The sequence below is a fragment of the Methyloceanibacter superfactus genome (assembly GCF_001723305.1).
Taxonomy (GTDB): Bacteria; Pseudomonadota; Alphaproteobacteria; order Rhizobiales; family Methyloligellaceae; genus Methyloceanibacter; species Methyloceanibacter superfactus.
This window is the reverse complement of record NZ_LPWF01000029.1, coordinates 1-22,675: the sequence shown is the minus strand read 5'-3', so window position 1 is coordinate 22,675 and position 22,675 is coordinate 1. Positions and strand designations below refer to the sequence as shown.

The window sequence follows — 22,675 nt, the reverse complement described above, 5'->3', positions numbered from 1 at the left end:
GACGCGATTGCAAGGCAAGTCCGCAAGTACCCTGATGCGGATCGCTTTTGCCAGCGTGTCCCCCTCTAAGCGGAGCGAGTCGCCATCATGCTAGCGTAAGGCGGAGCTTCTTTCATGCGAATTGACGCCCAGCGCCCGAAGTTTCCGGTGGAGGGCCGAGCGCTCCATGCCGACGAATTCGGCCGTGCGCGAGATATTGCCGCCGAAGCGGTTGACCTGGGCGAGGAGATATTCCCGCTCGAAGATCTCGCGCGCGTCGCGTAAAGGCAGCGACATCAGATGCTCGCCGCCTGCCCCGTTGGTCGAAAGCGGCACGGGCGAAATGATCTCATCGGGCAGCATTTCGGCGGTCACCAGCGTGTCCGCGTCGCCGCCGACCAGGATCATCAGGCGTTCGACGTTGTTGCGGAGCTGGCGGACATTGCCAGGCCATTCGTGGGACTGGAGCACGGCCATGGCGTCCTCGCCGATGCGGCGGGGCGGCAGGCCGGAGGCGACGGAGATGGTCTGGACGAAATAGCGGACGAGCTCGGGCACGTCCTCGCGCCGCTCGACGAGACCGGGCACACGGATCGGCACCACGTTCAGGCGGTGATAGAGGTCCTCGCGCAAGCGGCCCGCGGCGATCTCTTTCTGGAGATCGTGGCTCGTGGACGAGACGACGCGCACGTCCACATGGACCTTGGGGCCGCCGCCGAGGCGCTGGAAGCGCTGCTCCACGAGCACGCGCAGGATCTTGGCCTGGGTCTCGAGCGGCATGTCGGCCATCTCGTCGATATAGAGGGTGCCGCCATGGGCTTCCTCAAGGGCGCCGACCTTGCGGGGGCCCGAGCCGGTCCCCTCCTCGGTGCCGAACAGCTCCAGCTCCATGCGGTCGGGCACCATGGCGGCGGCCGTGAGGACGACGAACGGTCCGTCGGCGCGCGCGGACTTGGCGTGCATGACCCGCGCGGCGAGCTCCTTGCCGCAGCCCGACGGGCCGGTGATCAGCACGCGGCTATTGGTCGGAGCGACCTTGTCGATATGCTGGCGCAGTTGATTGATGGCGGCGGACTTGCCGACCATCTCGAAGGAATAGGTGCTGCGCTCGCGCAGCTCGCGGTTCTCCCGCTTCAGCCGGGAGGCCTCAAGCGCGCGGGTGACGATGAGCACCAGGCGGTCCGCCTTGAAGGGCTTCTCGATATAGTCGTAGGCGCCGCGTTGAATGGCGGCCACCGCGGTCTCGATATTGCCGTGACCGCTGATGATGATGACCGGTAGATCCGGGTGCGCCTGCTTGATGCAGTCGAGCAGGTCGAGCCCGTCGAGCTTCGAGCCTTGCAGCCAGATGTCGAGGATGACGAGCGAGGGCCGCCGCTCCTCGATTCGCTTCAATGTCTCGTCGCTGTCCTTGGCAAGCCGGGTGCCATGGCCCTCGTCTTCGAGAATGCCCGAGATCAACTCCCGAATATCGGCCTCGTCATCGACGACTAGGATGTCAGACGCCATCGGTTACTCCCTCTTCCTCCTCGGCCGGCTCGGATCCGCTCGCATGGACGGCTGAGACTTGAGTGGGCTCGTCGCCCTCCTCCAGTTCCTCGCGTCCCAAAATCGGCAGGTCCATTCGCACTGACGCCCCTTCGATCTTGCCGTTGCGCTTGGGCGCATCGGTGAGTTGTAGTTTGCCGCCGTGCTGCTCGGTGATGCGCTGCACGATAGCCAGTCCAAGTCCGGTGCCTTTGACGCGCGTGGTCATGTACGGCTCGACAAGGCGCTCGCGGTTCTCCTCCGGGAGGCCGCAGCCATTGTCGATAATGGTGATGTGGACATGGTCGCCCTTGGTTGCCACCTTCGCGGTGATATGGCCCGGTGCCCGCGCGCGACGGGTCGGCCTCCACGGCGGTGTCGATACCTTCGCTGGCGTTCTTGACCAGATTGGCGGCTTGGGTGAGTAGGCGCTGGTCCGACATGGTCTTGACGGGTTTTCGGGAAGATCGAGCTCGAACTCGATGTCCGGGCGGCTGACCTGGAACAAGAAGACCGCCTCGCGCACGATCTCGCGGACGTCATGCATCTCCATGACCGGCTTCGGCATGCGCGCGAACGCCGAGAACTCGTCGACCATGCGGCCGATATCCGACACTTGGCGGATGATGGTGTCGGTGCATTGCTCGAAGATCTCGCGGTCCTTGGTGATGGAGTCGCCGTATTTGCGGCGGATACGCTCCGCCGAAAGCTGGATCGGGGTCAGCGGGTTTTTGATCTCGTGGGCGATGCGCCGGGCGATGTCCGCCCAAGCGGTCGAGCGCTGAGCGCTGACCAGTTCGGTGATGTCGTCGAAGGTCACCACATAGCCTTTGCCCGCGCCTTCGCTCGTGACGCGGACGGCGAAATTGCGCTCCGATCCGCCACGGCGCAGCGTGACCTGGTCCGTGGCCAGCCGCTTGCCCTGCTTCTTGGCGCGTTTCAGATGCGGCCCGAATTCCGGCACGGCGTCGGACAGCTTCTTGCCGGTGAGCTTCTCTTCCTTCACGCCGAGCAACGTCTTGGCCGAGCGATTGACCAGATTGACCGTGCCGTCGGCGTCGACACCGACGACGCCCGCGGTCACGCCGGACAGGACCGCCTCCATGAAGCGGTTGCGCTCGTCGAGCGTCGAGTTGGCGCCGACCAGTTCGTCGCGCTGGCTCTTTAGCTCCGAGGTCATGGTGTTGAACGTGGTTCCGAGTGTCGCCAGGTCGCCGTCGGCCGGGTCGACGTCGACCTCGACATCGAGATTGCCTTGGCTGATCTCCTCGGCGGCCCCCATGAGCTGGCCGATCGGCGCGACCAAACGATTGGCGAACCACATGCCGATCCAGATGGCCGACAACAGCAGCGTCAGCGCGATCGCCACATACATGAGGCCGAACGCCACCTGCACGCCGGCACGCCGCTGCTCGAGCAATTGATACTCGGCGACGTTGGCGCGGGTGGCGCGCAATTGTTGGAGCACGCGCGCGTTTACCGGGCGGATGACGTAGAGATAGGTGTCGTTGAAATTCTCCAGGCTCTTGATGGCGCCGACCATGCTGGTCTGGCCGGGAGCGATGACGATCACCTGCCCCTTCTTGGCCAGCCCCATGGCTTCCTTCGGCGGAGCGCGGAACGGGAAATCAGGCACGGAGGCGGCCGTCGCCAGCATCTTGCCGTTGCCGTCGATCAAATAGGCGATGGGCAGCGCGCGGATGGCGGCCTGGGCGGTGAGAAAATTGCCGAAGCCTTGCGGCCGCGACTGCACCAGCTTGACCGCCTCGTCGATGTCCTTGGCCATGCCCACGGTATCGGCGCGGATCACCTGCCCGTGCTCTTGGAGATAGGCGGTGGCCACGTCGATCGAATTCTGGATGATCGACTTGGTGCGGACCGAGAACCAGTGGTCGAGGCCACGGTCCAGCGACACGCTGGCGAAAACCGCGAGCAGGATCGCCGGGACCACGGCGATGACGCTGAACAGGCTGACGATGCGCACGTGAAGCTGTGCGCCGGCGACGTGGCGCCGCCGCGCGAGCCACAGCCCCGAGACCTGCCAAGCGATGACCAGGACCATCGCCAGGACGAGCACCAGGTTGATCAGCAGCACGCCCACCACCACGGTGTGGTTGGGGACGATCGGCGTCAGCCCGGTGAGAATGAGATAGGTGGCAAGGCCCGAGCAGAGCGCGAGCACCATGGTGATCAGGCCGAGCGTGAAAGGAAGCCGCCGGCGGGCCCGTGATGGCGGAAGCTGCTCCGCGCCCTCGCCGGACCCGATGGTCGCGGCGGTCGGACGCAAGATTCCCTTAGTGTTTCCTGGGTCTTGCGAGGTTTGGAAGACGCTGCGCAACCGCTTTCCCCTGGCTTCCCCCATGGATGGCCGGATTTCCGCCGGTTCCGTCCTTCTGGAGCGTCTGCCTCAGCTATGGTGCAATAAAATCACAATGTGGCGCTTTGGCGACATAGGGACGCGGGCCCGAGACGCGCGCACCCTCCGTCACCCGAAGATGGTGAACGGGATATGGGGGTTTGGCCGCCGATTGCCAATCAGGCGCTGGGCGTGCGGATCACCTTGATGCCGAGATCGCGGATCTTCTTCCGCAAGGTATTGCGGTTGAGACCGAGCAGGTCGGCGGCGCGGATCTGGTTGCCGCGGGTGGCGGCGAGCGCCGCGGTGATGAGCGGCATCTCCACTTTCCGCAGGGTGCGGGTGTAGAGCCCCGCCGGCGGCAGGTCTTGGCCGAAACCCATGAAATAGTCGGCCAAATGACGCTCCACGGATTCGGAGAGATCGCCGGTCGGCTCGGCCGCGTTGGGGAACGGCGCGCGTGAGGCGGTGGCGAGCTCGCTCTCCACCATCTCGACGGTGGCGATGTCTTGCGCGTAGATCGCCGATAGACGGCGCACCAGATTCTCGAGCTCACGCACGTTGCCCGGCCAGTGATAGCGCTTCAGCCGCTCGATGGCGGCGGGCTCGAAGCTCTTCGCCGGCAGCCCTTCCTTCTCGGCGATGGAGAGGAAATGGCGCACGAGATCGGGAATGTCCTCCAGCCGCTCGCGCAACGGCGGCAACCGGAGGGGCACCACGTTTAGCCGGTAGTACAGATCCTCGCGGAACATGCCTTGGTCGATCTGCTGCTGCAGCTCGCGATTGGTGGCGGCGATGATCCGCACATTGGTCCGGATCGGCGTGCGTCCGCCGACCGTCGTGTACTCGCCTTCCTGAAGCACGCGCAAAAGCCGCGTCTGCGCTTCCATCGGCATGTCGCCGATCTCGTCGAGGAACAGCGTGCCGCCCTCGGCCTGCTCGAAGCGGCCGACATGACGGTTCTGCGCGCCGGTGAAGGCGCCCTTCTCGTGGCCGAACAGTTCCGACTCGATCAGCTCGCGGGGAATGGCCGCCATGTTGATGGCGACGAACGGCCCGTTGCGGCGCTTGCCGTATTCGTGGAGCGCCCGGGCGACGAGCTCCTTGCCGGTGCCCGACTCGCCCGTGATCATGACGGTGAGATCGGTCTGGGTCAGCCGGGCGAGGACGCGATAAATATCCTGCATGGCCGGGCAGCGGCCGATGAGCGGCATGCCGTCGTGCGACTCCGCCGAAAGGCGCTGCGCCTTCTTGCGCGGCTCGGCAAGCGCGCGGCCGACCACGGCGACCAGCTCGTTGAGGTCGAAGGGCTTGGGCAGATATTCGTAAGCGCCGCGCTCGGTGGCGGTGACGGCGGTCATGAAAGTGTTCTGCGCGCTCATCACGATGATGGGCAGATCGGGCCGCAGCTTCTTCACGCGCGGGATCAGATCGAAGGCGCTCTCGTCGGGCATGACCACGTCGGTAATTACCAGATCGCCCTCGCCTTGGCTGATCCAGCGCCACAGGGTGGCGGCGTTGCCGGTGGCGCGCGGCGCGTAGCCCGCACGCGCGAGCGCCTGGTTGAGGACCGTTCGGATCGCCGCGTCGTCGTCGGCGATGAGGATATTGCCCTTGCCCATCCTGGTTACGCCTGCGCCTGCGCTATCGCTTGGGTCGCTTCGGTTTCGGCCATCGGCATCAGTGCGCGAAAGACCGTGAATCGGGGCCGTGAGTCGCATTCGATAATCCCGCCATGATCGCCAATGATCTTCGCCACCAATGCAAGCCCGAGTCCGGTGCCGGATGGCTTGGTGGTGACGAAGGGATCGAAGAGATGTTGCATGAGGTCCGCAGAGACGCCGCCGCCGTTATCCTCGACCGCGATCTCGAGCGGTAGGCTGACCCGGGCTTGGCTGCCCGGCACCGAAAGGCGCACGCCCGGCCGAAACGATGTGGTCAGCGTGATCTGGCCGTCGGCCCGGTCCTCGCCGATGGCTTCGGCGGCGTTCTTGATGAGGTTGAGGAAAACCTGGATGAGCTTGTCGCGGCTGCCGGGGACCGGCGGCAGAGACGGATCGTAGCTCTCGACGATCTTGATGTGGCGGGCGAAGCCGGTGCTGGCGATATGCTTCACATGATCGAGCACATCGTGGATGTTCACCGGCTCGCGCTGCAGCGGCCGCTCGTCGCCGAAGATCTCCATGCGGTCGACCAGCTTACAGATGCGGTCGGACTCGGTGCAGATGAGCTGGGTGAGCGTGCGATCGGACGGGTCGCGGTCCCCTTCCAACAATTGGGCGGCGCCTCTGATGCCCGACAGCGGATTCTTGATCTCATGGGCGAGCACGGCGGCGAGGCCGGAGACGGAGCGCGCCGCGCCGCGATGGGTCAGCTGACGCTCGATCATCTGCGCCATGCTGCGTTGCTGGAGCATCACCATCACGCGGCCGGGCGCCTCCGGCAACGGTCCGCCATAGAGATCGACGAGCTTCGGCGCCTCGAAGCGAAAGGAGCCGAGCTCGACGCCATATTCGTTGACGGTGGTGCCGTTGCGCTGCACCTGCTCGACAAGGGCGATCAGCGGGCAGCCGAAGGCGACCACGTCGGGAAGAGCATGGCGGCGGAGCACGCCGGCGCTCATCTGAAAGAAGTCCTCGGCGGCGGTGTTGGCGTATTCGAAGGCGAGGCCCTGACCGATGACGAGCAGTGGATGGGGCAAGGCCCCCAACAGCGCCTCGCAGGGAATCGCGGGAGGTTCGACCTTGCGGCGCGTGCCAGGCTTTTTTGTCGTCACGCTCAAAACGTCTATATCCTCGCGGGCACAGGTGGGTCCGGCTGACCTATGCCTGCACAAAGTTTAGGCATGTCCATCCTATGATCTATTATTGGGCACGATACGAGGGTTTTCGCGTGGGGGCAATACTCCTTTTGCCGCAGTGCAACATCAAATTGGTTCAGAGGCTTAACGGCGCCCGCTCGCAAAATGTCCACAGTTTTTGGGCGGGTTGGCGATGAGCGTCGCGGCCCTCATCGTGGCGGCCGGCCGTGGCGTCCGGGCGGCGACCGAATCCGGGCAGCCGAAGCAATATGGCCGTCTCGGCGGCGAGGCCATGCTCACCCGCACGATCAGGGCATTTGCCTCCCATGCGGGCATCGATGCTGTTCTTGTGGCCATCCACCCCGACGACGCCGACCTGTATGCCGCGGCGAGCAAGGCCTTCGCCGGCAGGCTTCTGGCCCCGGTCATGGGCGGGGCGCGGCGGCAGGATAGCGTGCGGGCCGGGCTCGAGGCGCTGGAGCTGCACGGCCCGGATGTGGTGCTGATCCACGACGCGGCGCGGCCCTTCGCCGATGACGCTCTGATCGCCCGGGTGATCGGCGGCGTGGGGGAAGCGCGGGCGCCCTGCCCTGTCTGCCGGCCGATACGCAGCGTGGCGGCGGGCGGCCGCGTGACCGGGACCGTCGGCCGCGAGGATTTGTGGCGGGCGCAGACGCCGCAAGGCTTCAAGTTCGACGCGATTCTGGCCGCGCACCGGGCGGCGGCGCAGGACCCCACGCTCGACTTCACGGACGACACGTCGGTCGCCGAATGGTTCGGTCTCGATGTGGCGCTGGTGGAAGGCTCCGAGCATAATCGCAAGCTGACGACGGCGGAGGATTTGGCAATCGCGGACGAGATGTTGCGAACGGAAGAGAAACGCGCCGCGACGTCGATCCGCGTCGGCACCGGCTATGACGTGCATGCGCTAGGGCCCGGCGATGCGGTCATCCTTTGCGGCGTCAGTATTCCGCATACGAAGAAGCTGGTCGGCCATAGCGACGCCGACGTGGGCCTGCACGCGCTCACCGATGCGCTGCTCGGCACCATCGCCGATGGCGATATCGGCGTGCATTTCCCGCCGTCCGACGAACGCTGGCGAGGTGCGGCCTCGGACCTCTTCCTCAAAGTGGCCGGCGACAAGATCCGCGCGCGGGGCGGCGAGATCATGCATGTGGACGTGACGCTGCTCTGCGAGGCGCCCCGGATCGGTCCGTATCGCGACGCCATGCGGGCCTGCATGGCCGAGACACTCGGCATTGACGTCGGCCGGGTCAGCATCAAGGCGACCACCAATGAAGGGCTCGGTTTCGTCGGGCGCGGCGAAGGCATCGCCGCCATGGCCACGGCGACCGTGAAGCTGCCATGACCGACGCTGTCGCGCTCGACGAACGACTGATCGCACTCGCCGCCGATGTGCTCGCGGCTGCCGGGACAAGGGCGAACGCATCGTCACGGCGGAGTCCTGCACCGGCGGGCTGGTCGCGGGCGCGCTGACCGCGATCCCCGGATCGTCGGACGTGTTCGAGCGCGGCTTCGTCACCTATTCCAATGCGTCCAAGAGCGAGATGCTCGGCGTGCCGTTCTGGCTGATCGAGAAGCATGGCGCGGTGAGCGAGGACGTGGCCCGGGCCATGGCCGGCGGTGCGCTGACCCATTCGCAGGCGAGCCTCGCGGTGGCCGTGACCGGCATCGCCGGGCCTGACGGCGGGACACCGGAAAAGCCGGTGGGGCTCGTGCATTTCGCCGCCGGCCGTCCGGACGGTCCGATGCATCACGAGCGCGTGGTGTTCGGCGATCTCGGCCGGGCCGAGGTTAGGCGGCGGAGCGTCGAGCGGGCGCTGTCCCTGCTGCGCTCACTCCTGTGAGGCGACCGTCATCGTCTTTTGCCCATAGACTTCATCGGCGCGGGCTTCGAAGGCGTCGGTATATTTGCGCACGGCCTTGTCGAACAGCCCGCCGACCAGCCGCTCGAACATCCACGAGCTGAAGCTGTAGGCGATGTAGAAGTCGATGTCCGATCCGCCGTCGTCGCGCGGGATGAATCGCCAGCGGTTCTCCAGATGCGAGAACGGACCGTCGAGATATTCGACGAAGATCGTGCGCGCGGGCTGGTCGAGCGTGACCTTAGTGGTGAAGCTCTCGCGGATCAGCTTGTAACCGACCTGCATGGTGGCGATGAGGATTTCCTTATCCTCGGTGCGGTCGCGGCGCTTGACGTGCAACGCTTCGATGAGCGGCAGGAATTGCGGGTAGTCGTCGACATTGGCAACGAGCGCATACATGTCGGCGGCGGAGTGCGCGACGGGATGCTTGATCTCGTAGACATGCATGGGCGCTACGGCCGGCGCTCAGCGCCGAGGGATGCGTGCGCGCGGCCTTGAGCACCGCGAAGTCCTCGGCGGCGTGATAGGAGGACCGGGTCAACGGACTGGCGGCGACGAGGAGGAAGCCTTTCTCTTCGCCCAGGCGCTTATAGTCGCGGAACTCGTCCGGGGTGACGAAGCGGTCGACGGCCGCATGCTTGCGGGTCGGCTGGAGATATTGGCCGATGGTGAGGAAATCGACGCCGGCGGCTCTGAGATCGTCCATCAGCGCCGAGACCTCGTCCGCCGTCTCGCCCAAACCCACCATGATGCCGGACTTGGTGAAGACGCACGGATCGCGCCGCTTGGCGTCCTTCAGCAGCGCCAGCGAATGGGAATAGTCGGCTCCCGGCCGGATGCGCCGGTAAAGCGACGGCACCGTCTCCATATTGTGATTGAACACGTCGGGCTGCGCCGCGATGACGATTTCCAGTGCGCCGGGTTTTCGCAGGAAGTCGGGGGTGAGCACCTCGATCGTCGTGCCGGGGGTCCCTGCCCTGACGGCTGCGATCGTCTCGGCGAAATGCGCGGCGCCGCCGTCCTTGAGATCGTCGCGGTCGACCGAGGTGATGACAACATGATTGAGGGCGAGCGCGGCGATGGCCGCACCGACGCGGGCCGGCTCGCCGCGTCCAGCGCCGCGGGCTTTCCCGTCGCCACGTTGCAGAAGGCGCAGGCGCGCGTGCAGGTGTCGCCCATGATCATCACGGTGGCGTGGCGCTTCTCCCAGCACTCGCCGATATTGGGACAGGCCGCCTCCTCGCACACCGTATGCAGGCGGTGCTCGCGCATGATGGCGCGCGTCGCGTCGAACGCATGAGCGCGCGGCGCCCGGACGCGGATCCAGGACGGCTTCGGCAAAACGGGGGTGTCGGGCAGCCGCGCCTTCTCGGGGTGGCGCGGCCGCGCCTTCACCTCACGCAACGTGTCGATTACCGTGACCATCGACAGTTCAACTCGTTTCGGATCCCGAAAACTTCCGCCAGATCCAGATCAGCAGAACGGCGCCGACCGAGGCGACGATCAGATTGCCCAGCCAGCCGTAGAACTCGATGTTCAACAGATTGGCAAGCGTGCCGCCGACAAACGAGCCGGCGATGCCGACGAGCAGATTGGTCAACAGTCCGTGGTCGCTGGCGGTGACCTTCTCGGCGATGTAACCGGCCAGCAGGCCGATGATCAGCATGCCGAAGAAGCCGACACCCGGCATCGAGAGCAGTCCGTGGCCTTCCATCGAGACACCTCCTTCAGGTGTTGAGCGGCGGTCTTTCTACCGCATGCGGCGCCAGACCCATAGGCACAGGATCGCGCCGAGGGTGGCGATGATGATCTGGCCGATGAGGCCATAGGCGGCGATGCCGAGCAGGCCGGCGAGCAGACCGCCGACCACGGCGCCGATAATGCCGATCAAGAGATTGATCAGCAGATCTTGTTGCCGCCCCATAATGTAAGAGGCCAGCGCACCGGCGATCAGGCCGATAACGAGAAAAATAAGCAGGCTCATTGTCATCCTCCCATCGTTGGTCGGGCTCCCTAGCGCTCCATTACGATGGACCTAGATGTGGAGGGCGCGCCCGAAGGCGTCGAGCACCGATTCGTGCATCATCTCCGACAAAGTGGGATGGGGGAAGATGGTAGCGATCAATTCGGCCTCGGTGGTTTCGAGGGTCTTGCCGATGGCGAAAGCCTGAATGAGCTCCGTCACCTCCGCGCCGATCATATGCGCGCCGAGCAACGCCCCTGTTCTGGCATCGAAAATAGTCTTCACCAGCCCTTCGGTCTCGCCCATGGCGATGGCCTTGCCGTTGGCGGAATAGGGATAGCGGCCGACTTTGAGAGTATGGCCCGCGTCGCGCGCGGCGGCTTCGGTGAGCCCCAGGCTCGCCACCTGCGGGAAGCTATAGGTGCAAGCCGGGATGTTGGTCTTGTCCATGGGATGGACGCCCTCGACGCCGGCGATCTTCTCCACGCACAGCACGCCCTCGTGCATCGCCTTGTGGGCGAGCCAGGGCGGGCCCACCACGTCGCCGATGGCATAAAGGCCGCCGACGCCGGTGCGGCACCATTCGTCGACGACGATATGGCCCTTGTCGACCGTGACGCCGAGCGCCTCCAGGCCGAGCCCTTCCACATTGCCGGTGATGCCCACCGCCAAAATCACCCGGTCCGACCGTGCCGTCGATCGTGTCGCCGTCGGGCCGCGCAAGGTGGCGGTGACGCTGTCCTCGTTCGCGACGAGACGCTCCACGGTGGTGGCGGTGCGGATGGCGATGTCCTGCTTGGCGAAGGCCTTTTGCGCGAGGCGCGAGATCTCCTCGTCCTCGGCCGGCAGGATGCGGTCGAGGAGCTCGACCACGGTCACGTGCGCGCCGAGGGTGCGGTAGAAGCTCGCGAACTCGATGCCGATGGCGCCCGAGCCGACGATCAGTAAGGAGCGCGGGAAGCGCTCCGGCACCATCGCCTCCTTATAGGTCCAGATCAGTTTGCCGTCGGGTTCCAGGCCGGGAAGCGTCTTCGCCCGCGCGCCGGTGGCGATGATGATGTTCTTGGCTGTCAGCGCGGGAAGCGCCTCGCCGTCCTTGCCGGTCAGCGTGACGCGTCCCTCCCCTTCGAGCGTGGCCGTGCCGTCGATCACCGCGATGTCGTTCTTCTTCATGAGGAAGGCGACGCCGTTCGACAATTTCTCGGCGACTTTGCGGCTGCGTTCCACAAGCTTGGCAAGATCCGAAGCGAGATTTTCGGCGCGGAGCCCGAACTCGCCCGCGCTCTGTATCAGGCGATAGATCTCCGACGTGCGCAGCAGCGCCTTGGTGGGGATGCAGCCCCAGTTAAGGCAGATGCCGCCGAGATGCTCGCGTTCGACGATCGCGCATCTCATGCCGAGCTGAGCGGCGCGGATCGCGGCGACATAACCGCCCCGGGCCGGCGCCGATGACGACGAGATCGAATTGCGTGTCACTCATGCGAGCGGCTTGGTCATGAGGATCCAATCGCCGTCATGGGGGAAATCAGGCGGCAGCACCGCGTCTCGCAGGCGACGTCCGCATAGCCGGCACGGGCATAGAGCCGCGCGGCGCGGTCGTTCCAGCTTCCGACGATGACGCTCATGGCAGTTACCCCCGCCTCTCGCCCTTGGCTGTCGGCACTGTCGAGAAGCCGGCCGCCGATCCCTTGCCCGCGGAACTCCGGAAAGGTGGCGAGCACGTTCACATACCAGGAGCCCGGCGCTTGCCCTTCGAGCCGCACCAGGGGCTGCACATATGCCGGCAGCGCGTCGACGCCGGTGAGGTCGTAAGGATCGTCGAGCGGGTAGCCGATCAAGCTGGCGGCGATGTCGTCGCCCAGTTCGGCGATGGTGGCATGGCGATAGGAGAAGCCGCCTTCGTCGCGGCGGGCGCGGTCGCGGCCCACGGCCAGCGCCGAGGCGCCGGGGCCGGCCAGCGTGCGCCACAGCCAATTGGGCATGCCTTCGCCGGCGATATCCACGAGGACGGCGAGCGCGGAAGCGTCGGCGAGCGTTGCGGGACGGATATTCGGAATCATTTGGGTGGGTTCCAGGGGCTCGGTCGATTTCCATTTGATACCATGTGGGTTCGACCGGCAAATCCCTGACCGGTGGTTTAAGCTCGAGACGGCATGAGTCGCTCTGAGACAGATTGGCCGCGGATCGGCGCCCACGCCGACATGGATTCCTTCTATGCGGCGGTCGAGCAGCTCGACAACCCGGCCTTGCGGGGGAAGCCGCTGCTGGTCGGCGGGTCGAGCAACCGGGGGGTCGTGCTCACGGCGAGCTACGAGGCGCGCCCCTTCGGCGTCGGCAGTGCCATGCCCATGGCCAAGGCGCGGCGTCTGTGCCCGGACGCGCGCATCGTGCCGCCGCGCTTCGAGCGGTACCAACAGGTGTCCGCATCGATCATGCGGGTGTTCGGCGAATTCTCCCCCGAGGTCGAACCGTTGAGTCTCGACGAGGCGTTCATCGACATGACGGGCGCAGAGCGGCTGTTCGGCGATCCGCAAGAGATGGGGCGCCGCCTCAAAGCCGCGGTGCGCGAGGCCACCGGCGGCTTGACCGTATCGGTTGGGGTGTCCGCCACCAAATATGTGGCCAAGGTCGCAAGCGCGCACCAGAAGCCCGACGGGCTCACGGTCGTCCCGCCCGAGACGGCCAAGGCCTGGCTCGCGCCACTGCCCGTGTCGCGGCTGTGGGGCGCCGGGGAAAAGACCGAGCCGCGTCTGCTCGCGCTCGGCTTGCGGACCATCGGCGACGTCGCCGCCGCCGACCCCAAACGCCTGGTCCAGGAACTGGGCCGGCTCGGACTCCATTTCTACACGCTCGCCCAAGCGCAGGATCCCCGCCGCGTCGACGGGCATCGCAAGTCGAAGAGCATCGGCTCGGAGAACACGCTCGAGCGTGACGTGCGCGAGCACGGCGAGATCAAGCTGCATTTGCGCCGCTCGGCCGACAAGATCGCACGGCGCCTGCGCTCCAAGGGTCTCGTCGCCTATGGCGCCGGCGTGAAACTCAAGACGGCGGGCTTCAAGAGCCTGACGCGGCAGCAGCGTCTCGCCGAGCCGACCGATGTGGCGGAGCAGCTTTACCGGGTCGGCGTGGAGTTGCTCGACGCCTTCAACCATTCCGGCCCGTTCCGGCTCGTCGGCATGGTCGCTTACGATCTCGCGCCCGCCGGCGGCGTCGCGCAAGCCGGGCTATTCGATACGTTCGGCCGCCGGCGGCAGCTCGAGGTGGCCCTCGACGCATTGGCCGAGCGCTTCGGCGGCAATGCGGTCCGGCGGGCCGACGATCTGGGCAAGCCGCAGGGCATGACGCTGGCGCCCAATCTCGATTTCATGGACGACGGCGCCGACGACGAGCGCTTTCCCGACTGAGCTAGACCAGCATCGTCACGGGGTCTTCGATGAAGGCCTTGAACGCGGCGAGCAGCTCCGCGCCGAGCGCGCCGTCGATGACCCGGTGATCGACCGACAGGGTGACGCTCATCATGGTGGCGATTTTGAGCGCGTCGTCCTTGACCACCGGGCGCTTCTCGGCGCGGCCCACGGCCATGATCGAGGCTTGCGGCGGATTGATCACCGCATCGAAGCGGTCGATGCCGTACATGCCGAGATTGGAGATGGTGGTCGAGCCGCCTTGATATTCGTGCGGCGCCAGGCGCTTGGTGCGCGCGCGCGCGGCGAGGTCGCGCATCTCGTTGGAGATCTCCGACAGGCTCTTCACCTCGGCGCTGCGGATCACCGGCGTATGCAGTCCGCCCCCCTCCAGCGCCACGGCGACGGCGATGTCGGAGGCGCGGTGACGCAAGATGCCCTCCTCCGTCCAGGTGGCGTTGGCGCCGGGCACGCTCTGCAACGCCATGGCCATGGCTTTGACGATGAAGTCGTTGAGGGACAGCTTGAAGCTGCGCGGGCCGTCATGGGGCGCCATGCCGTTCAGCCGCGCGCGGGCGGCGAGCAGCGCCTCGAGATCGCAATCGATGGCCAGATAGAAATGCGGGATGGTCTGCTTCGACAGGGTCAGCCGCTCGGCGATATACCGGCGCATGGTGTCGTGGGGCACCAGCTCGTAGGTGCCGGGCTCGTACAGCGCGAGCACCTGCCGGTCCGATAGGCCCGCTTCCGGCTTCGCGGGCGCGTGCATGAGTTCGCCGCGGTGCGGCGGCGCTTCTTCCGCGATCTCTGCAAACTCGGGCTCGGTGGGCGCTGCCGGCGCTTCGGCAGCGGCATGCTCCACGTCCGCCTTGACGATGCGGCCGTGGGGACCGGAGCCGGCGAGCGCGGCAAGGTCGACGCCGTGCTCGCGCGCGAGGCGCCGCGCCAAGGGCGACGCGGCCACACGCGTCCGTGACGCTCACCGTGTCCATTCGCATGGCCATTGCCATGTCCATTCGCGCGGATCTGCTCGGCGATGCGGTTCATCACATGCTCGGGTGAGGTGTCATGAACGGCGTCTGCCGCCGTGTCCGGCACGGGCGGCGCTTTGGGCCGCTCCGCGGGCGGTGCCGCGCTGTCCGCCGTCCCCTCGCCCTCCTCCAGCAGCACGGCGATGGGCTGGTTCACCGGCACGTTCTCGGCGCCTTCGGCCACCAGGATCTTGCCGATGGTGCCGTCGTCGATGGCCTCCACCTCCATGGTCGCCTTGTCGGTCTCGATCTCGGCGATGACGTCGCCGGCATGCACCTCATCGCCCTCGCGCACATGCCATTTGGCGAGCTTGCCCACGTCCATGGTGGGCGACAGTGCAGGCATGAGGATCTGCGTGCTCATCGCGCGCCGATCTCCGCCCGGAGCTCGTCGATGGCGTCTTCCCAATGGGCGCCGTCGAACGGCTTGGTGTCGGTGACGCGAACCGCGCCTGGCTCGAGGCAGCGCACATTGATGCTGAAGCCGTCGGGCTTGGAGCGCGGCACGTAGAAGCTCTTGATGCCGCAGACGGAGCAGAAATGATGCTTCGCCGTGCCGGTGTTGAAGCTGTAGGTGGTGATCTTGTCGTGGCCGGTGAGCAGGCGGAAGCGATCTCCACCGACGTGATAATGGAGATAGCCGGCCTTCGTGCAGATCGAGCAATTGCACACCCGCGCCGCGATCTCGTCGGGGAGCAGCACTTCATAGGTCACGGCGCCGCAATGGCAGCCGCCCTTCTTCCAGCTCATGGCGGTTTCGGTCACGCGGGCTACTCCCGGTAGCAGACGGCTTTCGCCGCCGCGACGATCTTCTCCACCGAGGGCAGCGCCAGCGTCTCGAGATTGGCCGCATAGGGCATGGGGACGTCGGCGCCGGTGATCCTGGTAGGCGGGGCGTCGAGATCGTCGAAGGCAAGGGCCGTCACCTGCGCGCAGATCTCCGAGCCGATGGAGCAGACCGGCCAACCCTCCTCGATGGTGACGATGCGGTTCGTCTTCTTCACCGAGGCGACGACCGTGGCGATGTCGAGCGGCCGCAAGGTCCTGAGATCGATAACCTCCGCCTCGATGCCCTCTCCCGCAAGTTGCTCGGCCGCGTCGAGCGCATAGGCCACGCCGCGCGAATAGGAGACGAGCGTCACGTCGGCGCCTTCGCGGGCGATGCGCGCCTTGCCGATGGGCAGCACGAAATCCTCGGCTTTCGGCACTTCGAAGCTCTGGCCGTAGAGGATCTCGTTCTCGAGGAAGATCACCGGGCTGTTGGCGCGGATGGCGGCCTTCAGCAGGCCCTTGGCGTCGGCGGCGGTGTACGGCGCGATGACGGTCAGCCCCGGCACATGGGCATACCAGGACGAGAAATCCTGACTGTGCTGGGCGGCGACGCGGGCCGCCGCGCCGTTTCGTCCGCGGAACACGATGGGGCAATGCATCTGCCCGCCGGACATATAGAGAGTCTTGGCGGCGGAATTGACGATATGGTCGATGGCCTGCATGGCGAAGTTCCAAGTCATGAACTCGACGATGGGCCGCAAGCCCGCGAAGGCCGCGCCGACGCCGACGCCGGCAAAGCCGTATTCGGTGATCGGCGTATCGATCACCCGGCGTTCGCCGAACTCTTCCAGCAAGCCCTGGGTCACCTTGTAGGCGCCCTCATATTGGGCGACCTCCTCGCCCATGACAAAGACGTCGCCATCGCGCCGCATCTCCTCGGCCATGGCGTCGCGCAAGGCCTCGCGCACGGTCATGGTGACCATCTCGGTGCCCGATGGCAGTTCGGGCTCGGCCGCGGGCTCGTCGGGCGCGGCTTGCGGACCAGCCGGTGCCTCCTCGACCGCGGGCGGCGTTTCGCCCAGATCCGGCGGCGGCTCCTCGTCTTGCTGCGGCTCCTCGTCTTGCTGCGGCTTGGCCTGGAACGGGTCGGACGCCGCGGGCGCGCTGTCTCTCGGCTGCGGAATAGGCGCGGCATTCGACGTATCCGGCGGCGCGTTGTCCGGTGCCCCCTCGCCGTTCATCAGCAGGAGCGCGATGGGCCGGTTGACGGGAATATGCTCGGTGCCTTCCGCCACCAGGATCTTGCCGAGCGTGCCGTCGTCGATGGCCTCGACCTCCATGGTCGCCTTGTCGGTCTCGATCTCGGCGATGACGTCGCCAGCATGCACCTCGTCGCCTTCGCGCACATGCCACTTGGCGAGGGTCCCCTCCTCCATAGTGGGAGACAAAGCGGGCATCAGGATTTCGGTGGGCATCGGTCGTAAGCCTGCTTTACGCCACCACGTCGGTGGTGAGCTCGGCCGGATCGGGCTCGGCATCGTCTTGCGCGAACTCGGCGGCCTCGGCGACGCGCGCACGGATATCGCGGTCGACGCCCCGCAGCTCGTCCTCGTCGTGGCCGGCTTCCAACAGCCGCTGGCGCACCAGCTCGATGGGATCGTGGTGCTCGCGCATGTCCTTCACTTCCTCGCGGGTCCGGTATTTGGCGGGGTCCGACATGGAGTGGCCGCGATAGCGATAGGTGAGCATCTCCAGGATGATCGGTCCCTTGCCGCTTCGCGCGTATGCCAACGCGCGCTCGCCGGCGGCCTTCACCGCCGCGACGTCCATGCCGTCGATCTCCTCGCCGGGAATGCCGAATGCGAGTCCGCGATGATGGAGCTCCTTCCACTCGGCGCTGGCGCGTTCGACGGACGTGCCGAGCGCATAATGGTTGTTCTCGATGACGTAGACGATGGGCAGCTTCCACAGCGAGGCCATGTTGAAGCTCTCATAGACCTGGCCCTGATTGGCCGCGCCCTCGCCGAAGAAGCTGACGCAGACATGGTCGTTGCCGCGATATTTGTTGGCGAAGGCGATGCCCGTGCCGAGCGGGGCCGGCGTGCCGACGATGCCGTGGCCGCCATAGAAGTTCTTCTCCACCGAGAACATGTGCATGGAGCCGCCCTTGCCCTTGGAGTAGCCGCTGCGGCGTCCGGTGAGCTCGGCCATCACGCCTTTGGGGTCCATGCCGGTGGCGAGCATGTGGCCGTGGTCGCGATAGGCGGTGATGATCTGGTCGCCGTCGCGCAGCGCCATCATCATGCCGGTGACCACGGCCTCCTGGCCGATATAGAGATGACAGAATCCGGCGATATGGCCCATGCCGTAAAGCTGCCCCGCCTTCTCCTCGAAGCGGCGGATCAGCAGCATGTTGCGATAGGCGGTGAGCTCCTCCTCGGCGGTGAGGCGCGGCGAGTTGGCGGCGGCGTGCTGCCTCTCGCGCGCCTGATCCAACCAGAAGTTGCGGCTCCCGGTGTCAGGCTTGGGCTGGTCAATCCTGGCCTCCTTCGACTCAAAACTCCGCGCCACGGAAAAGCTAGCACGAGTTCAAAGGCGGCTGGAAGGCGGCGGCCTGCCGTGGGTCAGGAAGGGGACGCCTCTAGCGGCGCGTGAGCGGCCCGGTGGGGTCAGGCTCGCGCCGCTTCATCATCACGAGATCGTCCGGATGGGCGAGGTTGAGGATGGCGCGGGCCCGCTCGTCGAGCATATCGGGATCGAGGCTTTCAGGCCTGAGCAGCGCCACGTCGCGCTCGATGCGCTGCTTGACCTCGCGCAAGCCCGCAAGCTCGCCCTCGAGCACCTCTTTACGGGCCTCGAGATCGGCGCGCGCCTTCAGGCCGTGATCGCCGTTTTGCAGGTGGTAGCCGAAATAGCCGCCAGCGCCCAAGGCCAGCAGTGGAAAGATGACGCCCCGACCCGCATGTCCCCTCCCCGTACGCAGCGAATCACGAAGATGGGTTGAGAGCGGTTAAGCGGCGGTTACCTCGCGGGCGATTACGCGCGTTTCAGCACCGAGGCGCCGGCATAGCGGGCGCGCGGCCCCAGATCCTCCTCGATGCGGATGAGCTGGTTGTATTTGGCGACCCGGTCGGAGCGGGCGAGCGAGCCCGTCTTTGATCTGCCCGCAATTGGTCGCACCGCGAGATCGGCGATGGTCGTGTCCTCGGTCTCGCCGGAGCGGTGCGACATGACCGCCGTGTAGCCCGCGTCATGGGCCATGCCCACGGCATCCAGCGTCTCCGACAGGGTGCCGATCTGGTTCACCTTGACCAGGATGGCATTGGCGATGTGCTTCTCGATGCCTTCCTTCAAGCGGCTGACATTGGTCACGAAGAGGTCGTCGCCGACGAGTTGCACCCGGTCGCCGAGCGCGTCGGTGAGGAGGCGCCAGCCCTCCCAATCGTCCTCCGACATGCCGTCCTCGATGGAGAAGATCGGATAGTTGGAGACGAGCTCGTCGTAATAGGCGGCCATCTGTTCGGCGGTCAGGCTCCGCTTCTCGCCTTTGAGGAAATAGCGGTCCTCGCCGTAGAATTCCGTCGCCGCCACGTCGAGGGCGAGATAGATGTCCTTGCCCGGGTGGTAGCCGGCCGTCTTGATCGCGGCCATGACGAAATCGAGCGCCTCGCGGGTCGAGGCGATATTGGGGGCGAAGCCGCCCTCGTCGCCGACCGCGGTGCCGAGCCCTGCGCCGTGGAGCGCATGCTTCAGCGCATGAAACACCTCGGCGCCCATGCGCACGGCCTCGGCGATGGATGGCGCGCCGACGGGCACGATCATGAATTCCTGGAAGTCGATGGGATTGTCCGCATGCATGCCGCCATTGACGATGTTCATCATCGGCACCGGCAGCAGCGTCGCCTCCTCGCCGCCGAGATAGCGGTAGAGCGGCTGCTCGTGGGAATCGGCGGCCGCCCTGGCATTGGCCAGCGACACGCCGAGAATGGCGTTGGCGCCGAGCCGCTTCTTGTTCTCGGTGCCATCGAGATCGCACAAGAGCTTGTCGAGGCCACGCTGATCGTCGGCGTCCGAGCCGTCGAGGGCTTTGCGGATCTCGGTGTTGACCGCCTCCACTGCCTTCTGCACGCCCTTGCCGCCATAGCGGGTGCCGCCGTCGCGCAGCTCGTGGGCCTCATGGGCGCCGGTCGAGGCGCCGGACGGCACCGCGGCGCGGCCATGATGGCCGTTCTCGAGAACCACATCGACCTCGACGGTCGGATTGCCGCGGCTATCGAGGATCTCCCGGCCGATGATGGTGGCGATGGCAGTCATGATTTAAGCCCCCTTGACGCGTTTGGGGCCGTCTTAGCCTAGGCGGCCCGGAAGCGGAAGGTGTATATCGGTCGTTTCAGCGGCTCCAAGGATCGCCCCATGACCGACAAACATACCGGCGGCTGCCATTGCGGCCGCGTCCGCTACGAGGTCGAGGCGGACATCAAGGAAGTGAACGCGTGCAATTGCTCGCTCTGCCAGAAGCGCGGCTATCTGCTCGTCTTCGTGCCGCGGTCGCAATTCACCCTGCTCTCGGGCGAGAACGACCAGACCGACTACCAGTTCTACAGGAAGGTGATTCATCACCTGTTCTGCAGCACCTGCGGGGTCAGCTCCTTCGCCACTGGCGAGGGGAAGTCCGGACAGATGGTCGCCATCAATGCGCGCTGCCTGGACGACATCGACCTCGGCGCGCTGACGATCAAGCCGGTCGACGGCAAGAGCTTCTAGGCGCATGACCGATGCTGGCGCGCTTGTCCTGTTCTCCGGCGGCCAGGATTCCACCGTTTGCCTCGCTTCTGCGCTCGACCGCTACCCGCGCGTGGAGACGGTGGCTTCGATTACGGTCAGCGCCACGGCATCGAGCTCGCATGCCGTAAGACGGTGCGGGAGCGCTTGGCCCAAGACTTCCCGCATTGGGCGGAGCGGCTCGGGCCCGACCACATGCTCGACCTCAAGAGCTTCGGGGCCATCGGCGACACGGCGCTGACGTCGGACGCCGAGATCGTCATGCTGGACTCCGGTCTCCCCTCCACCTTTGTGCCGGGGCGCAATCTCGCCTTTTTCGTCTATGCGGCGGCGCTTGGCGCCAGGCGCGGCCTGCATGCGCTGGTCGGCGGCATGTGCGAGACGGACTATTCCGGTTATCCGGATTGCCGCGACGCCACCTTGCACGCGCTAGCACAGGCGATCCGGCTCGGCACCGAGATCCCCTTCACCATCGACACGCCGTTGATGTGGCTGTCGAAGGCGGACACGTGGGTCTTGGCGGATGAGCTTGGCGGCGATGCGCTCGTGGACCTGATCATCGAGGGTACGCACACCTGCTACAAAGGCGAGCGCGGCACGCGTCACGATTGGGGCTATGGCTGCGGCGCGTGTCCCGCCTGCGAGTCCGCGCCAAAGGCTACGCGGAATGGGTGGCAAAGACCGGTTAGGCGGCAGCCTGTGCCGCATCGTTCCAGCTCTTCCCGGTTCCTGAACCTCAGACAACCGTGAGTTCAATATCCATTCAGCCTGGTTGTGGGATGATCCATTCATCAACCGAGAAACAACGGACTGATCCGGGCTCGGGGATGCGAAAAACAGATGGAGAGACCCATGATGAAGCAGAACCGAGTTGTCCTGATCGTTATCGCCGCCGCGCTGGGACTGGCGATGGCCCCAAGCGCGATGGCCGCGCCGAAGGATTTCTGCAAAAACTACGCGCGGAAAGCCGTCGGCCAGTCGAACGCCATGCAGGCGCAAGGCCGTGGCTGCACCGGCTTTCGCTGGCACAATTGGTACGATGGGCATTATCAGTGGTGCCGCGACGTGTCCAAGGATTCGGCCTGGTCCGAGTATCGGGTTCGGCGGAATGCCATCTTCAACAATGGCCCCTGCTAACGGATTTGCCGGAATTGACCTTGCAGGATCGCCCGGCCGCGCGCCGGGCGATCGCCGTTTCGGAGGCTACGCCGCATGAGGCAAAGCGCCACGCATGGCGCTACAAACGGTCGCGAGCCTGTCGTGCTAACGTGGCGGCGCTAAATCGAATTCCGGTCTGGAGAAACGCCGGTCAAGGGAGACCATTAGGATGAAGCAAGCTTACAAGCATACGTCGTGGATTATCGCGGGGGTCCTCGCGGCTGGAGTATTCGCCGCCCTCCCATGGGCTTCCCATGCGGCCAACGAGCCGGCGGGCGAGCCTGCCACGGCGGCCGAGGGCGGTGACGCCGTGTGCTGCAAGGCCGGCGATCAAACGCCGCCTCTCGAGTTGATCAAGCAGGTGCCTCCGGGCGGCCTGCACAATCCCTACGATTGGAAGAAGCTGGTGGCGGAGTCGCCCGAGGATTATCTCGTCAAGCAGTTCCGGCTTCCGGGCTGCAACGAGTGTCACGGCGGCGGCGGCGGCGGCGGCTTCTGCCCGGCCTTGAGCCAGGGCGTCTGGTTCTGGGGCAATACCGACGACGTGCTGTTCAGGCTCATCGCTCTGGGCTCGGCGGATCTGCAGAAGCAGGGCTTCGAGCGCATCCAATGGGGTACCGTCAAAGCCGGCATGCCGATGATGGGTCACGTCATCAAGACGTCCGACCATCTTTGGAAGATCGTCTCCTTCATCCGCTCGATCAATCCGCCCGGCACCAATCCGCCCGAGAAGGTCATCCCCGGGCGCTGGACCGCGCCGGCGGACGCGCCGCCCGCGGAGTAGCCGTCCAAACCTAAAGACTTGAATGCATCGCCCGGCCTCAGCGCCGGGCGATTTGCTTTCTGAGCACCCACACTTATCCCCGCCCCCAAAACCTGCCGTAGAATGCGATCACCTCGTCCAATGAAGGGGCGCTTTCGCGAGGCGTCGTGACGGTGGGACGGGGTACGGCGCCCGAGGACGGCGCGGGACAGATGGGCTCATCGCGGACGGCCATACCCGCCCGGCCCGGACCCC

General features: G+C 65.9%; 18 protein-coding genes and 5 pseudogenes. 7 read left to right on the top strand and 16 right to left on the bottom strand.

Translation table 11 applies throughout. The annotated features are described in order from the left end of the window. Nucleotides 1-90 precede the first annotated feature (90 nt). The 4 genes from ntrX to AUC69_RS11615 form a co-directional block, all read right to left on the bottom strand. Nucleotides 91-1,488 carry a nitrogen assimilation response regulator NtrX gene (ntrX, locus tag AUC69_RS11630; protein ID WP_069442304.1) on the bottom strand — a complete coding sequence of 466 codons (1,398 nt, stop codon included), beginning with the start codon at nt 1,486-1,488 and terminating at the stop codon, nt 91-93. After that, the gene (locus tag AUC69_RS11625) at nt 1,478-3,793 is read right to left on the bottom strand and encodes a sensor histidine kinase NtrY-like (protein WP_069442303.1); all 2,316 of its coding nucleotides are present in this window, start codon (nt 3,791-3,793) and stop codon (nt 1,478-1,480) included. The genes ntrX and AUC69_RS11625 overlap by 11 nt, the downstream gene beginning before the upstream one ends. A 248-nt stretch (nt 3,794-4,041) precedes the next feature. Beyond that, on the bottom strand, nt 4,042-5,484 hold the full coding sequence (gene ntrC, locus AUC69_RS11620) for a nitrogen regulation protein NR(I) (protein WP_069442302.1): 1,443 nt from the start codon (nt 5,482-5,484) through the stop codon (nt 4,042-4,044). A gap of 5 nt (nt 5,485-5,489) precedes the next feature. Continuing rightward, the gene (locus AUC69_RS11615; protein ID WP_069442301.1) at nt 5,490-6,638 is read right to left on the bottom strand and encodes a two-component system sensor histidine kinase NtrB; all 1,149 of its coding nucleotides are present in this window, start codon (nt 6,636-6,638) and stop codon (nt 5,490-5,492) included. 217 nt (nt 6,639-6,855) lie between these two features. On the opposite strand from AUC69_RS11615, the gene AUC69_RS11610 reads away from it, so the two are divergent. Together AUC69_RS11610 and AUC69_RS11605 are read left to right on the top strand one after the other, a co-directional pair. Further along, nucleotides 6,856-8,031, top strand: coding sequence for a bifunctional 2-C-methyl-D-erythritol 4-phosphate cytidylyltransferase/2-C-methyl-D-erythritol 2,4-cyclodiphosphate synthase (locus AUC69_RS11610; RefSeq protein ID WP_069442300.1), 1,176 nt, complete (start codon nt 6,856-6,858; stop codon nt 8,029-8,031). Continuing rightward, nucleotides 8,028-8,530, top strand: a pseudogene (locus AUC69_RS11605) (CinA family protein). Before AUC69_RS11610 ends, AUC69_RS11605 begins: the two are co-directional and overlap by 4 nt. Here AUC69_RS11605 and AUC69_RS11600 read toward each other — a convergent pair. The 6 genes and pseudogenes from AUC69_RS11600 to AUC69_RS11575 all read right to left on the bottom strand — a co-directional run bounded on the left by AUC69_RS11600 (nt 8,519) and on the right by AUC69_RS11575 (nt 12,571). Further along, a complete protein-coding gene (locus AUC69_RS11600; protein ID WP_069442299.1) occupies nt 8,519-8,995 on the bottom strand; it encodes a type II toxin-antitoxin system RatA family toxin in 477 nt (158 codons plus the stop codon). The pseudogene AUC69_RS11605 and the gene AUC69_RS11600 sit on opposite strands and share 12 nt — an antisense overlap. Nucleotides 8,996-9,008: 13 nt before the next feature. Next, nucleotides 9,009-9,973, bottom strand: a pseudogene (gene lipA / locus AUC69_RS16475) (lipoyl synthase); the annotation flags it as partial. Between the two features lie 7 nt (nt 9,974-9,980). Next, nucleotides 9,981-10,262, bottom strand: coding sequence for a GlsB/YeaQ/YmgE family stress response membrane protein (locus tag AUC69_RS11590; RefSeq protein WP_069442297.1), 282 nt, complete (start codon nt 10,260-10,262; stop codon nt 9,981-9,983). A 36-nt stretch (nt 10,263-10,298) separates the two neighbouring features. Continuing rightward, nucleotides 10,299-10,532 carry a GlsB/YeaQ/YmgE family stress response membrane protein gene (locus AUC69_RS11585; RefSeq protein ID WP_244500228.1) on the bottom strand — a complete coding sequence of 78 codons (234 nt, stop codon included), beginning with the start codon at nt 10,530-10,532 and terminating at the stop codon, nt 10,299-10,301. Nucleotides 10,533-10,583: 51 nt separating this feature from the next. Further along, a pseudogene (gene lpdA, locus AUC69_RS11580) lies at nt 10,584-11,991 on the bottom strand (dihydrolipoyl dehydrogenase). Between the two features lie 13 nt (nt 11,992-12,004). After that, a complete protein-coding gene (locus tag AUC69_RS11575) occupies nt 12,005-12,571 on the bottom strand; it encodes a GNAT family N-acetyltransferase (RefSeq protein WP_083239379.1) in 567 nt (188 codons plus the stop codon). A gap of 141 nt (nt 12,572-12,712) precedes the next feature. On the opposite strand from AUC69_RS11575, the gene dinB reads away from it, so the two are divergent. Next, a complete protein-coding gene (gene dinB, locus AUC69_RS11570) occupies nt 12,713-13,915 on the top strand; it encodes a DNA polymerase IV (protein WP_158008101.1) in 1,203 nt (400 codons plus the stop codon). A gap of 1 nt (nt 13,916) precedes the next feature. Here dinB and AUC69_RS18630 read toward each other — a convergent pair. From AUC69_RS18630 to eno, 6 genes and pseudogenes are all read right to left on the bottom strand, one after another. After that, a pseudogene (locus AUC69_RS18630) lies at nt 13,917-15,310 on the bottom strand (pyruvate dehydrogenase complex dihydrolipoamide acetyltransferase). After that, a complete protein-coding gene (locus tag AUC69_RS11560; RefSeq protein ID WP_204377319.1) occupies nt 15,307-15,711 on the bottom strand; it encodes a GFA family protein in 405 nt (134 codons plus the stop codon). The pseudogene AUC69_RS18630 and the gene AUC69_RS11560 overlap by 4 nt, the downstream one beginning before the upstream one ends. Nucleotides 15,712-15,716: 5 nt before the next feature. Then, nucleotides 15,717-17,192: a pyruvate dehydrogenase complex E1 component subunit beta gene (locus tag AUC69_RS11555; protein ID WP_069442295.1), complete on the bottom strand. Its 1,476-nt coding sequence runs from the start codon at nt 17,190-17,192 to the stop codon at nt 15,717-15,719. Between the two features lie 16 nt (nt 17,193-17,208). Then, nucleotides 17,209-18,213 carry a pyruvate dehydrogenase (acetyl-transferring) E1 component subunit alpha gene (pdhA, locus tag AUC69_RS11550; RefSeq protein ID WP_069442395.1) on the bottom strand — a complete coding sequence of 335 codons (1,005 nt, stop codon included), beginning with the start codon at nt 18,211-18,213 and terminating at the stop codon, nt 17,209-17,211. Between the two features lie 145 nt (nt 18,214-18,358). Beyond that, complete coding sequence (locus AUC69_RS11545) at nt 18,359-18,646, bottom strand: FtsB family cell division protein (RefSeq protein WP_244500227.1); 288 nt, start codon at nt 18,644-18,646, stop codon at nt 18,359-18,361. 107 nt (nt 18,647-18,753) lie between these two features. Continuing rightward, nucleotides 18,754-20,031: a phosphopyruvate hydratase gene (gene eno / locus AUC69_RS11540; RefSeq protein ID WP_069442293.1), complete on the bottom strand. Its 1,278-nt coding sequence runs from the start codon at nt 20,029-20,031 to the stop codon at nt 18,754-18,756. 99 nt (nt 20,032-20,130) lie between these two features. On the opposite strand from eno, the gene AUC69_RS11535 reads away from it, so the two are divergent. The 4 genes and pseudogenes from AUC69_RS11535 (at nt 20,131) to AUC69_RS11520 (ending at nt 22,441) form a co-directional block, all read left to right on the top strand. Further along, the gene (locus tag AUC69_RS11535; RefSeq protein WP_069442394.1) at nt 20,131-20,481 is read left to right on the top strand and encodes a GFA family protein; all 351 of its coding nucleotides are present in this window, start codon (nt 20,131-20,133) and stop codon (nt 20,479-20,481) included. A 4-nt stretch (nt 20,482-20,485) separates the two neighbouring features. Then, nucleotides 20,486-21,188, top strand: a pseudogene (gene queC / locus AUC69_RS11530) (7-cyano-7-deazaguanine synthase QueC). A 163-nt stretch (nt 21,189-21,351) separates the two neighbouring features. After that, entirely contained in the window at nt 21,352-21,636 is a 285-nt protein-coding gene (locus tag AUC69_RS11525; protein WP_069442292.1) for a hypothetical protein, read from the top strand. A gap of 190 nt (nt 21,637-21,826) precedes the next feature. Continuing rightward, nucleotides 21,827-22,441 carry a hypothetical protein gene (locus AUC69_RS11520; protein ID WP_069442291.1) on the top strand — a complete coding sequence of 205 codons (615 nt, stop codon included), beginning with the start codon at nt 21,827-21,829 and terminating at the stop codon, nt 22,439-22,441. Nucleotides 22,442-22,675: the final 234 nt, after the last annotated feature.